Source organism: Streptomyces sp. NPDC056480, assembly GCF_042795405.1.
GTDB lineage: Bacteria > Actinomycetota > Actinomycetes > Streptomycetales > Streptomycetaceae > Streptomyces.
Window position 1 is genome coordinate 51,295 of record NZ_JBHTSA010000027.1, and the last position, 13,857, is coordinate 65,151.

At 71.1% G+C, this 13,857-nt stretch carries 13 protein-coding genes; 5 read left to right on the top strand and 8 right to left on the bottom strand.

Annotated features, from left to right (window positions below; translation table 11 throughout):
- The first annotated feature begins 7 nt into the window (after positions 1 to 7).
- The gene (locus ACFQ79_RS15030) at positions 8 to 1,666 is read left to right on the top strand and encodes a glycosyl hydrolase family 28-related protein (RefSeq protein ID WP_383583117.1); all 1,659 of its coding nucleotides are present in this window, start codon (positions 8 to 10) and stop codon (positions 1,664 to 1,666) included.
- Here ACFQ79_RS15030 and ACFQ79_RS15035 read toward each other — a convergent pair.
- Positions 1,653 to 2,702, bottom strand: a complete 1,050-nt coding sequence (locus tag ACFQ79_RS15035; RefSeq protein WP_383583119.1) for an AraC family transcriptional regulator — start codon at positions 2,700 to 2,702, stop codon at positions 1,653 to 1,655. The genes ACFQ79_RS15030 and ACFQ79_RS15035 overlap by 14 nt on opposite strands.
- Before the next feature lie 138 nt (positions 2,703 to 2,840).
- On the opposite strand from ACFQ79_RS15035, the gene ACFQ79_RS15040 reads away from it, so the two are divergent.
- Complete coding sequence (locus ACFQ79_RS15040) at positions 2,841 to 3,782, top strand: MBL fold metallo-hydrolase (RefSeq protein WP_383583122.1); 942 nt, start codon at positions 2,841 to 2,843, stop codon at positions 3,780 to 3,782.
- On the opposite strand, the gene ACFQ79_RS15045 is transcribed toward ACFQ79_RS15040, so the two are convergent.
- Complete coding sequence (locus ACFQ79_RS15045) at positions 3,772 to 5,166, bottom strand: MDR family MFS transporter (RefSeq protein ID WP_383583124.1); 1,395 nt, start codon at positions 5,164 to 5,166, stop codon at positions 3,772 to 3,774. The two genes, ACFQ79_RS15040 and ACFQ79_RS15045, sit on opposite strands and share 11 nt — an antisense overlap.
- A 126-nt stretch (positions 5,167 to 5,292) precedes the next feature.
- Between ACFQ79_RS15045 and ACFQ79_RS15050 the strand changes: the two genes are divergently transcribed.
- Positions 5,293 to 6,054 carry a phosphoglyceromutase gene (locus tag ACFQ79_RS15050; protein ID WP_383583126.1) on the top strand — a complete coding sequence of 254 codons (762 nt, stop codon included), beginning with the start codon at positions 5,293 to 5,295 and terminating at the stop codon, positions 6,052 to 6,054.
- A gap of 78 nt (positions 6,055 to 6,132) precedes the next feature.
- On the opposite strand, the gene ACFQ79_RS15055 is transcribed toward ACFQ79_RS15050, so the two are convergent.
- The 6 genes from ACFQ79_RS15055 to ACFQ79_RS15080 all read right to left on the bottom strand — a co-directional run bounded on the left by ACFQ79_RS15055 (position 6,133) and on the right by ACFQ79_RS15080 (position 11,293).
- Positions 6,133 to 7,368 (bottom strand): tyrosine-type recombinase/integrase, encoded by a 1,236-nt coding sequence (locus ACFQ79_RS15055; protein ID WP_383583129.1) that lies wholly within the window; start codon positions 7,366 to 7,368, stop codon positions 6,133 to 6,135.
- A gap of 424 nt (positions 7,369 to 7,792) precedes the next feature.
- Positions 7,793 to 8,017, bottom strand: coding sequence for a helix-turn-helix transcriptional regulator (locus ACFQ79_RS15060; protein ID WP_383583177.1), 225 nt, complete (start codon positions 8,015 to 8,017; stop codon positions 7,793 to 7,795).
- A 240-nt stretch (positions 8,018 to 8,257) separates the two neighbouring features.
- On the bottom strand, positions 8,258 to 9,892 hold the full coding sequence (locus ACFQ79_RS15065; protein WP_383583131.1) for an ATP-binding protein: 1,635 nt from the start codon (positions 9,890 to 9,892) through the stop codon (positions 8,258 to 8,260).
- Positions 9,889 to 10,464 (bottom strand): HNH endonuclease, encoded by a 576-nt coding sequence (locus ACFQ79_RS15070; protein ID WP_383583133.1) that lies wholly within the window; start codon positions 10,462 to 10,464, stop codon positions 9,889 to 9,891. Before ACFQ79_RS15070 ends, ACFQ79_RS15065 begins: the two co-directional genes overlap by 4 nt.
- On the bottom strand, positions 10,461 to 10,910 hold the full coding sequence (locus ACFQ79_RS15075; protein ID WP_383583135.1) for a helix-turn-helix transcriptional regulator: 450 nt from the start codon (positions 10,908 to 10,910) through the stop codon (positions 10,461 to 10,463). The genes ACFQ79_RS15070 and ACFQ79_RS15075 overlap by 4 nt, the downstream gene beginning before the upstream one ends.
- Positions 10,907 to 11,293: a hypothetical protein gene (locus tag ACFQ79_RS15080; RefSeq protein WP_383583137.1), complete on the bottom strand. Its 387-nt coding sequence runs from the start codon at positions 11,291 to 11,293 to the stop codon at positions 10,907 to 10,909. The genes ACFQ79_RS15075 and ACFQ79_RS15080 overlap by 4 nt, the downstream gene beginning before the upstream one ends.
- A gap of 211 nt (positions 11,294 to 11,504) precedes the next feature.
- Here ACFQ79_RS15080 and ACFQ79_RS15085 point away from each other — a divergent pair, with 211 nt between their 5' ends.
- Together ACFQ79_RS15085 and ACFQ79_RS15090 are read left to right on the top strand one after the other, a co-directional pair.
- Positions 11,505 to 11,834 (top strand): GntR family transcriptional regulator, encoded by a 330-nt coding sequence (locus ACFQ79_RS15085; RefSeq protein WP_383583140.1) that lies wholly within the window; start codon positions 11,505 to 11,507, stop codon positions 11,832 to 11,834.
- A gap of 159 nt (positions 11,835 to 11,993) precedes the next feature.
- Positions 11,994 to 13,241 carry an XRE family transcriptional regulator gene (locus ACFQ79_RS15090; protein ID WP_383583143.1) on the top strand — a complete coding sequence of 416 codons (1,248 nt, stop codon included), beginning with the start codon at positions 11,994 to 11,996 and terminating at the stop codon, positions 13,239 to 13,241.
- Positions 13,242 to 13,857: the final 616 nt, after the last annotated feature.

Genomic DNA, 13,857 nt, shown 5'->3' on the forward strand with positions numbered 1-13,857 from the left:
CAGGGGCATGGCACTGAGCAGAAGGCAGTTCGTCGGCGGCGCGGTGGCCGTCGCGGGAGCCACGACCGCGGCACTGGGCACCACCGGCTTCGCTCCCCCCACCCGCCCCGCGGGGCTCTGGCGGGAGTTCGAGGCCACCCCCTACACCCACCCCCAGATCCCGTACGTGGGCCGGGCCGGCGCCCACGGCGGCGCCCGCCGCGCACCCCGCCCCCGCGTCGTCGCGAACGTCCTCGCCCACGGGGCCACCCCCGACGGCTCGACCGACTCGGCGCCCGCCATCAACCGCGCCCTCGCGGAGGCGGGGGAGCGCGGCGGCGGCACGGTCCTCCTCCCGCCGGGCACGTACCGGATCGACGACTACCTCCGGATCGGCCACAGCGGCGTCGTCCTGCGCGGCGCGGGCTCCGGCCGCACGAGACTGCTCGCCACCCGGCACCTCACCGAACTGATCGGCCCGTACGGCTCCCGCTACGGCGGCGACAAGTCCTCCTGGTCCTGGGCGGGCGGCCTCATCTGGCTCTCCCCGCAGGCCCGGCACTCCTCCCTCGTCGCCGCGATACGGGACCGGGCCTGGCCCTTCGAGGGCTGGACCGGCAACAGGCGCGACGAGTGGAGCACCCTGACGACCGTCCGCCCCGGCCGCCGGGGCGACCGTACGATCACGGTCGACGACCCCTCCGCCCTCCGGCGCGGCGCCCTCGTCGTCCTCCGCCTCGCCGACGACGCCGGCCACACGCTCCTGGAGCACATGGCGGGCGACGGCGCGGGCCCTCAGGCGTACTTCTGGGACGACAAGACCAAGCTGACCAGCTACGTCCCCTACGAATGGCCCGTGCGGATCACGGCCGTCCGCGGCCGGACGGTCACCCTGGAGCGCCCCCTCCCGCTCGACGCCCGCCCGGAATGGGACCCCCGGCTCGTCGCGGGGGCGGAGGCGCTCACCGGGTCCGGGGTGGTGGGCCTGACCCTTGAGGCGGTCGAGACCCCGCAGTCCCCGCACCTCCTGGACAAGGGCTTCAACGGCGTCACCTTCCAGTGTGCGTACGACTGCTGGGCGGAGGACGTGGTGGTCCGGCACGTCGACAACGGCTTCGGGCTCGTCGCCGCCTCCGCCTGCACCCTGCGCCGCACCCGGGTGGAGGGCCGCGGCTCCCACCACCCGTACTTCTGCCGGGAGGGCGCGCACGACAACCTGGTCGAGGACTTCCGCATCGCGGCCCGTACGGTCCCCGCGCCGGCCGGAACCCAGCTCCACGGCATCAACGTCGAGGGCCTGTCCAGCCACAACGTCTGGTCGCGCGGCGTGATGGAGATGGGCACCTTCGACACCCACCGGGGCATGCCCTTCGCGAACGTACGGACCGAGATCACGGTCGAGAACAACGGCCGGCACGGCGGCGACGCCTCCGCAGGCCCCCTCTACGGAGCCCGGTTCGCCCACTGGAACGTGACGGTGACGAACGGCCGGGCCGGCCTCGTGAAGATCGACACCATCGCCCCGTACAGCGCCACCGTCGGCATCAGCGAGGTCCGCGAGTTCGACCAGATCGACGTCCCGGACTTCACGGGCGAGCTCCACGCGCGCGTGGAGGCGTACGGCGGCCCGGGCTCGGTGCGCCCGGCGAACCTGTACGAGGCGCAGCGCGCGTTCAGCCGGCGGTAGCCCCGGCCAGACCCGCCCGGTACTGCCCCGGGGTCGTGCCGAACTCCCGGCGGAAGGCGTGCGAGAGGGCATACGGAGTGCTGTAGCCGACGCGCCGGGCAACCGCGGCCAACGGGTCCGGGGTGTCGCGGAGCAGGGCGGCGGCGCGGGTGAGCCGCCACCAGGTCAGGTACGCCATCGGCGGCCGGCCGACGAGGGCGGTGAAACGGCGGGCCAGGGTGGGCCGGGAGACCCCGGCCTCGGCCGCGAGGAGTGCGATGGTCCAGGGGGCGGCCGGGTCGGTGTGCAGGGCCCGCAGGGCGGCGGCGGTCACCGGATCGCCGAGGGCGGCCGGCCAGGTTCCGGCCGTGCCGGCCCGGCTTCCGGGGGCCGCGTTCTCGGCCGCCCAGGACCGGATCATGTAGACGAGGAGCAGGTCGAGGAGGCTCGGCAGGGCGACCCCGGAGCCGGGAAGCCGCTCGCCCACCTCGTGACCGAGCAGGGCGATGGCGGAGCGGAGGCCGGGATCGACGCCGCCGGGACGGCCGGTGGCGCCGCTGCCGCTGCCGTCGCCGCTGCCGTCGCCGCTGCCGCCGGCGCGGTCGGCGCGGTCGGCCCGGTTCGGCAGATGGACGACCGGGGGGAGCTCCGCGAGGAGCGGGTGGACATGGCTGCGGTCGAGCCGGTACTTGCCGCACAGCATCTCGACCGCGGCACCACCCACGGGGGCGCCGGGGGACTCCGGCCTCCGCGGCCGCGACCCGGCCCCGGCCTGCCACCGCTCGAAGGGCACGGCGCGCGCGAGCCGCGCCGCGTCGGCGGGCCCGTCGGCGATCACGTGCCCGGTCCCGTGCGGCAGCAGGACGGCGTCGCCCGGACCGAGTTCGACCGGGTCGCCGCCGTCGGGCAGCAGCCAGCAGTGCCCCTCCAGGACGACGTGGAAGCCCGCGCCGTCGTACGGCGCGAGGCGGGTGCACCAGCTCCCGGCGACCCGCACCCGCTGGGAGGAGGGCCGCCCGATCCGTACGGCCGAGATCGCGTCGCTCACCACGTCCATCGCGCCAGCGTAGCCCCGCTCGGCCGGCCGGCCGCCCGACGGCCCGGCCGCCCGACGACTCCGCGATGAGACGTACGCGTATCCCGTGGAGCCTTGTGGGCATTGAGAGGCTCATCCGCGCTCCGTAGCGTCGACGGCATGACACAGGAGAGCGCACAGCGCACGGTGGTGGGGGACGTCGAGGTCATCCGGGTCGTCGAGTGGCAGGGACCGTTCGCGGCCGCCGGCGAGCTGGTCCCCTCGGCCGCCGAGGAGACCTGGAAGGACAACGAGGACTGGCTGGCGCCGGACCACTGGGATCCGGAGAGCGGCCGGGCGGTCATGGCGCTGCAGACATGGGTGCTGCGCAGCGGGGGACGGACGATCCTGGTCGACACCGGGGTGGGCAACGGACGCGAGCGGCCGGGCTCGCCGCAGTTCCACCACTGGCAGGGGGACTTCCTCGGCCGTCTGGAGCGGGCCGGGGTCCGCCCCGAGGACGTGGACGTCGTCGTCAACACCCACGTCCACGCCGACCACGTCGGCTGGAACACCCGAGCCGCCGACGGCACCGAGGGCGGCGGCACCGGCGGCGGTGAGTGGGTGCCGACCTTCCCGCACGCCGAGTACCTCGTACCGGCGGCGGACGACGCCCACTTCGGGCCGGACAACGCCTACGGCGGCGGCCGCGACGAGAGCGACCGGTTCGTCTACGAGGACAGCGTCGCGCCCCTCCACCGCGCGGGGCGGATCGTCCTCTGGGACGGCGTCCACCGCATCGACGAGCACCTCACCCTGGAGTCCGCGCCAGGCCACACGCCCGGGTCGGCCGTGCTGAGGCTCGCGTCGGCGGGGGAGCGGGCGGTCTTCGTCGGGGACCTGCTGCACAGTCCCGTGCAGATCCTCGACCCCGCGCACAACAGCTGCTTCTGCCTGGACGCGCGAGGGGCGTCGGCGAGCCGCCGCCGGATCCTCGAACGGGCCGCCGACGAGCGGGAGCTGGTCGTGCCCGCGCACTTCGGCGGGTCGGGCATCGCCGAAGTGCGCAGGGAGGGGAACGGGTTCGGGCTCGTCGGGAGGGGGCTCAGGGTCAGGCGGTGACGGGGGCCTTCCCCGCGGAGCCGAGGTCGCCGACGCCCTCGCCGGGCTCGACGCCGGGGCCGGGGCCGGCCTCGAGGACCGCGTCGACGGCGCTGCCGCTGCCGCTAGCGCTGTGGGTGTCGCTGTCGCTGTCGCTGCCGATGCGGGTGTCGCTGTCGCCGTCGAGGTCGTCGTCGAGGGCCTTGCGCAGCCGCACGGTGTAGCCGACGGCGGCGAGGACGCCGATGGCGAAGGTCGCGGCCCAGAGGACGTTCGGGCCGGGGCCGCCGACGATGGCGCCGGCGCCGATCGGGGCGACGAAACCGGCGACGGCCCAGGACATGCCCATGACGCCCTGGTAGCGGCCGCGGGCGTGCTCGGGGGCGAGGCGGGCGGTGGCGGCGGCGTTCGTCGGGACGTGGATCATCTCGCCGACGGTCCAGACGACGACGGTCGCGGCGAAGGCCACCACGGAGGAGCCCGCGAGGGCGGTGGCGCCGGTGCCGAGGGCGAAGAGGAGGGAGGAGAGGGTGAGCAGGAGGACGGGGGAGCGCTTGTCGGTCAGCTTGTTGACGAGCAGCTGGAAGCCGACGATCACGATGCCGTTGACGGCGATGACGACGCCGTACGACGAGGGCGAGAGGCCCTTGTCCGCCATGGTGAGGGGGAGGCCGATCCAGGGGGCGGTGAAGACGACGCAGACGAAGAGGTTGAGGAGGACGAGGGTGCGGAAGGGCGCGTCGCGCAGCACGGTGAGCATGCTGACCTTGGCCTCGACGACCGGCTCGCCGGCCTTGTCGGTCCGGGCCGCGGGGCGGGTCTCGGGGAGGCGGAGGAAGACGATCAGCGCGCACAGCGTGGTGGCGACGGCGTCGACGACGAACAGCGTCCGGTAACCGAGGAAGATCGCGGCGCCGCCGCCGATGGAGGCGATGGCGAAGCCGAGGTTCAGGGCCCAGTAGTTGAGGGCGTAGGCCCGGCGCACGTCGTGGGCGGGGACCATGTCGGCGATGGTGGCGTTGATCGACGGGCGGACGGCCTGCATCGCGACGCCCATCAGGAGGACGACGGTCGCGATGGCCCAGGCGCTGGTGACGAAGGCGAGGGCGGCGGCGGACGCGGCGGCCGCGAGGTGCATGGTGACCATGGTGGGCCGGCGGCCCCAGCGGTCGGTGAGCGCGCCGCCGAGCGGGGAGCCTGCGACGCCGCCGAGGCCGTGGAGGGCGACGACGAGTCCGGCGAACCACGCCGAGTGCCCGAGTGCGTCCGTCAGATAGAGGGAGAGGAACGTCAGGACGAAGGCCCCGGTCCGATTGACCAGGGTCGACAGCCACAGCCACCAGAAACCCTGCGGAAGGCCGGACACGGTCGCGCTGGCTGATCGTCTGAGCGAGTCGATGGACATGTGTGGCCGGCCCCCTGCTATCTGTAAGTCCCTCTGACGGCTCTCGTAACTTACGCATCTCATGTGCCGGACGCCAGCGGATTGACGGCGCGCGTCAATCGTCAGAGGTCCATTAGGCTCGTACGCATGGCCGACGCACCGTACAAGCTGATCCTCCTCCGCCACGGCGAGAGCGAGTGGAACGAGAAGAATCTGTTCACCGGTTGGGTGGACGTGAACCTCACCGCGAAGGGCGAGAAGGAGGCGACGCGCGGCGGCGAGCTGCTCAAGGACGCCGGCCTGCTCCCCGACGTCCTGCACACCTCCCTCCAGAAGCGCGCCATCCGCACCGCCCAGCTCGCGCTGGAGTCCGCGGACCGCCACTGGATCCCCGTGAACCGTTCGTGGCGCCTCAACGAGCGCCACTACGGCGCCCTCCAGGGCAAGGACAAGGCCCAGACGCTCGCCGAGTTCGGCGAGGAGCAGTTCATGCTGTGGCGCCGCTCGTACGACACCCCGCCGCCGGCGCTCTCGGACGACAGCGAGTTCTCGCAGGCGCACGACGCGCGCTACGCGACGATCCCGCCGGAGCTGCGCCCGGACACCGAGTGCCTGAAGGACGTCGTGGAGCGGATGCTCCCGTACTGGTACGACGCGATCGTCCCGGACCTCCTGTCGGGCCGCACGGTCCTGGTCGCGGCCCACGGCAACAGCCTCCGCGCGCTGGTGAAGCACCTCGACGGCATCTCGGACGAGGCCATCGCGGGCCTCAACATCCCGACGGGCATCCCGCTGGCGTACGAGCTGGACGAGAACTTCAAGCCCCTCAACCCGGGCGGCACCTACCTCGACCCGGAGGCCGCGGCGGCGGCGATCGAGGCGGTCAAGAACCAGGGCAAGAAGAAGTAAGAAAAGTGATCATGCCCCTGACCTGCGCACACGGCGCAGATCAGGGGCGTTTTCGCGCTCTGGGCCCACGCTGGGCCCTCAGCGCGGAGAGTCGTCAGGCCTCAGGGCCCTGCCGAGCGCTTGGCGTGCACGGTCCCGGCTGCTCGGCATCAGGTGGGCGTACACCTTCAATGTGAGCCCCGGGTCGGAGTGGCCCAGGTACTCGCTGACCGCCTTGATGCTATCTCCGGCGTCCAGCAGGATCGAGGCGTAGAAGTGCCTCAGGGCGTGCATGCCGTGCTCTCGCGCGGCGGTGTGTTCCCGGCTCTTCGCCGCGGGGATGACGCCCACCTTGGCCAGTGCCGGCTTCCAGTGGTCCTCGTTCAGTGACGTGCGCCAGACGTGCCCACCCAGCGGGCCGGTGAAGAGCAGTCGCTTGGTCACAGGCGGACCGCCGGCGCGCATCCAGGGCAGCGTGATCTCCACCGGCGGGAAGAGCTGCATGTGAGCCTTGAGCGCGTCCACCACCGGGTCGGGCAGGGGGACGTCACGTAGCTTGCCACCCTTCGGCGGGGCGAAGACAGGCTTGCTCAGACTCAACTTGAGCTGCTGCACGACGTGCAGCGTGGCGCTGTCGAAGTCCAGCTCTTCGACCGACAGCCCGAGGATCTCGCCCTGCCGGAGACCGCATCCGGCGCCCACGTCCACCATGGGCTGAAACCGCTCGACCAGGGCGGCGCGCATAGCGAAGACCCGTTCCGGCAGCCAGGGGACCACACGCCGCGCGCCCATCTCCGGGAGCGTCACGGTGCGCGAGTTGCAGGGGTTCCGCGGCAGGCAGCCGTCCTCGACAGCCGCGCTCAGGATCGCGCGGACGTTGGAGAAGATGACGCGCGCGTACGAGCCGGACATGCCGGAGGCTTCGAGCTGCGTCACGAACTCACGGATGTGGCTCGGCTGGAACGAGCCCAGCGGGCGAGTCCCGATCCGCGGGAAGGCGTGCAGCTTGAGCTGGGACTGCATCGACGCCTTGGTGTTCGGGTCGCCGCTCTGGCTCGCCAGCCACCCCTCCGCGAACTCCTGGAAGGTCGTCCGGGCCGCGTTCGGGTCGATGTACTGGCCCCGGGCCACGTCCGCGCTGATGCTGCTGAGCCACTGCTCGGCGAGACGCTTCTGCCCGTCGGCGAAGGACTTGGACTTCCGGGTGCCGTCAGGCGCGAAGTAGCGGGCCCGGTAGCGCAGGCCGCTGCCGTGGCGGGCGGTCTTGGTGCGGACGGTCTTGCCGTTGGCGTCGGTCTCGGTCTTGAACCAACGGTCCTGGATGCTGCCAGCCATGTGGGCTGTGTCCTCTCGGTTGGTGGCGTACCTGCCCTCAGGGAGGGAGGCATGGGGGTGCCGTGGAAGCGGCTGGGGAGGGGTTTTGGGGTGGCTGGGGAGGGCGCCTCCCTGCCTCCCTGGATGTGGGTTTGTGCAGGTCACTGGCAGGGAGGCGGGCCAGGGAGGCGGTGAGGGAGTTCTCCCTGCCTCCCTGGTGCCTCCCTGCCAGTGACGGGGGTGTGACGGGCGGAGTCACGGCCGTGACGGGCCCCCTTTACCCGCCTTACCTCGCAGGTCAGCGGCCTTTACCGCCCCCTCTACCGGGGTAGAGGGGGCCCTCTACCTGAGCGGCTCCGGCGAGAGCGTGACGGTGGGGTGTGACCGGGGTGTGACGCCGTCACGGGTAGCGGGAGGGGGCTCTACCTCCCGCTCGGCCGGCGGGTCATGCGGCGGTGTCGGCAGCTTCCTGGTGCTGGACCCAGGTGCGGACGGCGGCGGGGTCATAGCGGACGTGGCGGCCGACGCGGAAGCCGGGCGGGCCGGTGCGCTGCTTGCGCCAGCGGTAGACGGTCTCGATGGGGACCGAGAACATCGAGGCGATGTCCTCGGGGGTCAGGTAGCGGTCCGGGAGTCCGGCGCGCAGGCTCTCGATCGGCTCGTTGGCCATGGGGTTGGGTGACTCCTCGTGTCCGTCGCGGGGCGAGGTGGGAGTGGTGCCGGTGGCCGTCCTGGAGAGTTGCTGCATTTCAGCGTCCGCAGCGTCCCAGCGTCCGCACCGATCAGTCTTCGCAGGTCGGATGGGTGAGGGTTGCGGACTCTGGTGCGGACGCTGCGGGCACTGGACGGCTGTAGCGTCCGCAGCTCCGGCCGTGTCCGGGCCGCTGGTGCGCGGCCCGGTCCGACATCGTCAGTACTGGTCAGAGGGCCTGTGGCCCTGTCCGATCGGTTGTACGTCGGGCCACAGGGAGCCGGTCGGGGGTGCGGACGCTGTCTCCCCGGGGAGGTCGGTCCGGGTCAGCACGAGGAGCTTGTGGCGGTGCCGGTCCGGGCTGCGTTGCGTGTCGTCCACGGTGATCCCGACGGTCCGCAGGAGCGGGGCGAGGCGCCGGATCTTCCCGCCGGCGCGGGTCGCGTCCTTGGGCCAGGTGGGCGGCCGGATGCCGCCCGGGGCCTGGACGTGCTCCAGGAGTTGGGCGGCGGTGCCGGTCCAGGTGCCGCACTGCTCGACCAGGGCGACGACGGCGGAGCCGAACGGGTCGCCCTCCAGCGCGTCTCCGGCGACGGTCGCGGAGGCGGCCAAGTAGTCGTCCAGGGTGTTCCACTCCATGACCTGGTCGACGGCCGCGAGCACTCGGGCGAAGTCGGCCATGCGCGGTAGCGAGTCCAGTTTCACGTGGGGTAGTACCGCCAGAACCGTGGCCAGCAGATCAAACAGTGAGCCCAGGACGGCTGGCCGCACCGTCTCGAACGCGGTGTCCAGCTCCTCCTCGCTCCGGCGCCGCGAGGGATCGATGAGCTGGAGTTCGAGCATCAGCAGCCGCTCGGCCAGGTCCCCGGCGAAGGCTCCCGCGTCGATCGTGGTCATGGACAGCACGCGGCGGAAGGAGACCACCACGACATCGTCGTCGCTGTAGAGCTGCCGGTCCACGAACCCGTCGCCCGTGACGGCCTTGCACAGAGTGTCCGACAGCCAGCCAGGGATGGCGGAGACGTTGTCCAGGCACAGGGCCCAGGAGTTGAACGCCTGAATCGACCACGCCTTGAGGTCGCGAGGAGCGGAGCGCTTCGCCGCGGGCGAGGGGTCGACCAGGTTGACGACCATCTGCGCGGTCTTCGACTTCCCCGTGCCCTGCTCGCCCTTGAAGGTGATGACCGGGTGCGGGATGTTCGGGATCCACGCGGCGATCAGCCAGGCCACGAGCTGCCGGAAGGCGGACTCATTCATGTTGAACAGGCTGTGGAGCATGTTCAGTCCGTCTCCCAGAAGCGCCGGTGCGGGCATGGGTGCCATGGCGCCGGAGCGGCGGAAGAGGATGGGCGAGCGGTCAACGATGTGCCAGCCGCCGGCCGACACAGTCACCGCGCGGCCGTCGGCGGTGCCCAGATCGACCACGATCGTGCCGAGGTCGTCCTGACCGACCCGCAGGTGCACCGGCACCGGGTCGTCGTCCTCTGCGATGCCCTCCAGGACCGTCATGGCGTCCGCGAGCGCGGACTGGGAGGCCACGTCACTCTCGTACGTCTCCGCGTACAGCCGGGCAAGTCGCTGCCGCAGCCCGGCGCGTCCCTTGAACGGCAGGACGACGTTCGGGCCGTCGATCGCGACCGCGTACGGGCGGCCGTCGGCCGACATCACGAACCGGTACCGCTCCCGCGCGAGCTGGACGAGCCGCACGGCCGCCGAGGGCTTCTTGCCGCCGTCGTCGGCAGCCGGGCGCTTGTTCACGGTCGACCGCCTGGTGTTCACCGGGGCTGGGTCGGCCGGCTGGTTGGGATCGATCGGTCGGGTCTGGCCGTTCATGTGCTGGACGCTGCTGTTCACGCGCTCACCCCTCGATCGGTCGACCGTTCACAGGTGTTCATCCGGGCCGTACGGCGATGGGCGAGTCGACCGACCCGTACCTGACGCTGTTCCGACTTCTGGTGTTTTGTCTGGTCAGGGGTAGACCGTGCGGTGGTTGAACGGGCGTGAACGAGTCGCGCGAGCATCAACCAGTCGACCTCCTCGGGTCGGAGTCGGATCGGGTCGGAGTCGGCCGACCGATCGGGCCCCGTGAACGCCGACCGGTCGGCCGTGAACGCCCGACCGGTCGGGCCGTTCGTCGGCTGAACACCCGTGAACGTCGGGTCGGCCGACCAGACCAGCAGGAGTGCGAGCGACAGGAACAGTCGGTCGGCCTTGGCCCGGTTGCACGGCAGGCAGGCGAGCACCAGCGCGCTGACCGACCACGTGCGGTAGAGCGAGATGGGCACGACGTGGTCCATCGTCGCCTCCCGCAGGTCGCGGAAGCGGTGCCGGCAGTAGGCGCACCGCCAGCCGTCGCGGGCCGCGATTTGTGCCTTGCGGCTGCGACGGCGGGCGGAGTTGAGCTGTGGTCGGGCGTGCAGGCTCACGTGGACACCCCGGAGACGTCGACCAGGTCGAGCACGGTCCGCAGTGCGGACGAGAGCGAGCCCAGGTGCATGGCCATCGCGGTCGGGCTGGCACTGCCCAGGTCGAGGTTGTCGACCCGGCTCAGCGCGTCCCGCGCGGCGGCCAGCAGCACGGGCGGCACGGGCACCACGGTGGGCGTCTGCGGGGCCGTCTCCTGCGGCTGGCGGGCGGGCCACAGCTCCCACACGGTCGTACCCAGGATCCGGGCGACCGCGTGGGCGTGACGGGCGTACGGGCGCCGGCCGGGCTCGTTCACCCAGCGCTCCACCGTCTTCGGGTCCACCTGGAGCCGTTCGGCGAGTTCGGCGTAGGTCAGTCCGGCCTCCCCCACACCCTCCGCGAGCCGCATGTTCCGCTCAGGCGCCGACGTGGTCAGGTTCAGCGGGGTTTCGGGTGCGATCGTCACAGCGCCGCCTCCAGCCCGAACGCGCGGGTGATCGCGGAGCCGAGGGACTGCAGGTACTCGAACGACAGGGCGCGGCTCCCGGGCACCTTGCCCTGGTAGACGGCCATGACGTGCTCGGACCGCTGGTCCAGAGACAGGAGGTCCGTGGAGATGAGCGCGAACCGCACCGAGTCACGCACCACGTCGTCCCTGACCAGGTCCGCGTACGTCAGGCACACGCCCGGAGTGGTCACGAGCAGCGTCAGCAGCTCCGCGAACGACACGTGCGCCGTGATGGGGACGCTGATCCGTATCGGCTCGTTCGGGTCCGCGTCGCCGAACGTGTCGACGTGACTGCCGACCGGGCGACTGACCGAACGAAGAGCGAGGGATCCAGGCATCATGGTTGTACCCCTTCGTGGGTCGGGGAGCGGTGACTTTGCTTGGCCGCGAGCGCCGCTCCCTGCTTGCCCTAGGTCTTTGACCAGGGCTTTTCCTCTGATTTCGCCGCGTTTCCCCGGCGCCATCTGCTAACTAGCGTGCACTAGTGCACGCTAGTCGTCAAGCGGTGTGCGATAGCGCGCACTAGTTCGCTCTAGTGGGTACTCTCAGGGCATGACTGTGACTGGGATCCCCAAGTCGAAGGCCGTCCAGGTCGCTGATGCGCTCCGTGAGGACGTCAAGAAGATGCAGCCCGGCGAGCGGCTGCCCACGCAGCGCGAATTGATGGACCGGTTCGGCTTCGCCGGCCAGACCATCCAGAACGGACTCGCGATCCTGCGCGCCGAGGGAGCGATTGTCTCGGCGGGAAACATGGGCAACTTCGTGAGCGGTGGCGAGGCGGGCGATAAGAACGACGAGCTCAAGGAAATCCGCTCCCAGATCCAGGCGTTGACTGAACGGGTCGCAGCGCTGGAAGGGCGCTCCGAGTCGGGCCGTGCTTGATCTGTATCCACCATGCGGCAAACGGAGCGTGTGCAGTAAGTGACACATGGGGGGCATCGCGGCAGGTGAGGGGACAGCACCGGTGTCCCCTGGCTGTCCCTTGCGTGTCCCCCCGGGCGATCGGCCAGACTCGCGGTAGGCACTCGGAAGAGAGGGCACATGGGCGACGACAGGCCCGCATGGGCACGGCGGATGGCTGCGGAGCGAGCGGCGCGCGACTGGTCGCAACGGGATGCCGTTCGGGCCCTTCGGGCTCACGCACCCTCGGAGCTCCCGTCCGACGACAGCATGATCCGGCAGTGGAAGCGCTGGGAGTCCGGCGCTCTCCCCAACGACTTCTACCGTCCGGTCATCGCGGCCGTCTTCGGCACGGTGACGAACGCGCTCTTCCCGGCGCCCTCCCGCCGTGACGGCAATAGGGAGATCCTGGCCGCGAGCGGCATGGAGACGCTGGAGATCGTGAGCCGACTCAATCGGTCCGACGTCGACAACGCGACGCTCGACGCACTGCGGATCACGACGGACCGCCTGTGCTCCGAGTACCCGTTCATGCCGAGCGAACAGCTCCTCATCGAGGGCCGTCAGTGGTTGCGCCGGGTTGTTGAGCTGCACTCCAAGAGCCTCACGCTCGCCCAGCACCGGGAAGCGCTCGCCCTTTCGGGGTGGCTGGCTCTCCTCGTTGGCTGCGTGGAGTACGACTCTGGTGACCGTCACGCGGCCGAGTCGACGCGACGCGCAGCGCTCTCGATCGCGACAGAGGCGGATCACGCGGAAGTGGCCGGATGGGCTCACGAGATGCGGGCCTGGTTCGCTCTCACAACCGGCGATTACCGGGGAGTCATTGCCGCGGCTCAGGCCGGGGCGGAGGTCGCCTCCCACCACGGCGTGGCGGTACAGCTCGCCGGCCAGGAGGCGAAGGCTTGGGCGCGGCTCGGGGACCGGCGTCAGGTCGAGGTCGCGCTGGACAAAGGCCGGCGGCTGCTCGAAGGGATGCCGCATCCGGAGAACCTGGACAACCACTTCGTGGTCGATCCGGCGAAGTTCGACTTCTACTCGATGGACTGCTACCGCCTGGTGGGCGAGGACCGGCTTGCCCGGAACCTTGCCGAGGAAGTGCTGCGTGCGGGTACGGACTTCGATGGAACGGAGCGCTCGCCGATGCGCAACGCGGAGGCACGCGTGACGCTCGGCGTGACGGCGGCCCGCGGTGGTGACCTGGAACAGGCGCTCATCATGGGGGAACAGGCGCTGCAGGGAGACAGGCAGTCGGTCCCATCGCTCATCATGACGAGCCGCGAGCTGGCCGCCGAGGTCAAGCGCCGGTACAGCGACGAGCCGTCGGCTCAGGAGTACCTCGCGAACCTGCGAGCGCTCGGCCAGGAGAAGCCCGGCTTTCTGCCCAACTAGCAAGCACCCCTCCCTCCTCGGACCCCGGTTTCGCGCTGAGACCGGGGTCCCGGCGTCTTCCTTGCTAGACGCTAGAGCGCAGGTCAAGGCACCGATTGGCTGCTAGCGGGGGTGCTAGACCTAGCGCCCCCCGTTGCTAGACCTAGCGGCGCGTTCGGCCGGCCTTCTGCCTGTGGGAGGGGCTAGAAGGGGCGGCCCGTGGGCCGCTCGACCCTTGGCAGCTCGCTTCGCTCGCGCTGCGATGAGCGCCGTCTACGGCCAGACGTTCGACGCTCTGCCGCTTGTCTTGTCGCTTGTCGGCATGGACGTCCGTGTGCCCACCCAACGCGGCGAGAGGTCCTCTGACCTGCGTGGCGACAAGCGACAAGACAAGTGACAAGCGACAAGTGGGCGACAGGCGCGTTCTCTCGCGGCCATTGGGTGCCTCCGTGGCTCGCGACGCTCCTGAGGGGCTTCGCCCTCTGCGGAGCGTATGCGGTTTCGATCGCTCGCGGTGCTCCTCGGAGAGGGAGTGCGTAGGCCGGAATTGGGCTCTGGAGCCCTCGATTACGCAGGGCCGCCGCCATTGCCGTCAGCTTCAACCAGCCCGAGAGTCGACCCGAACGGAACGGCTAAG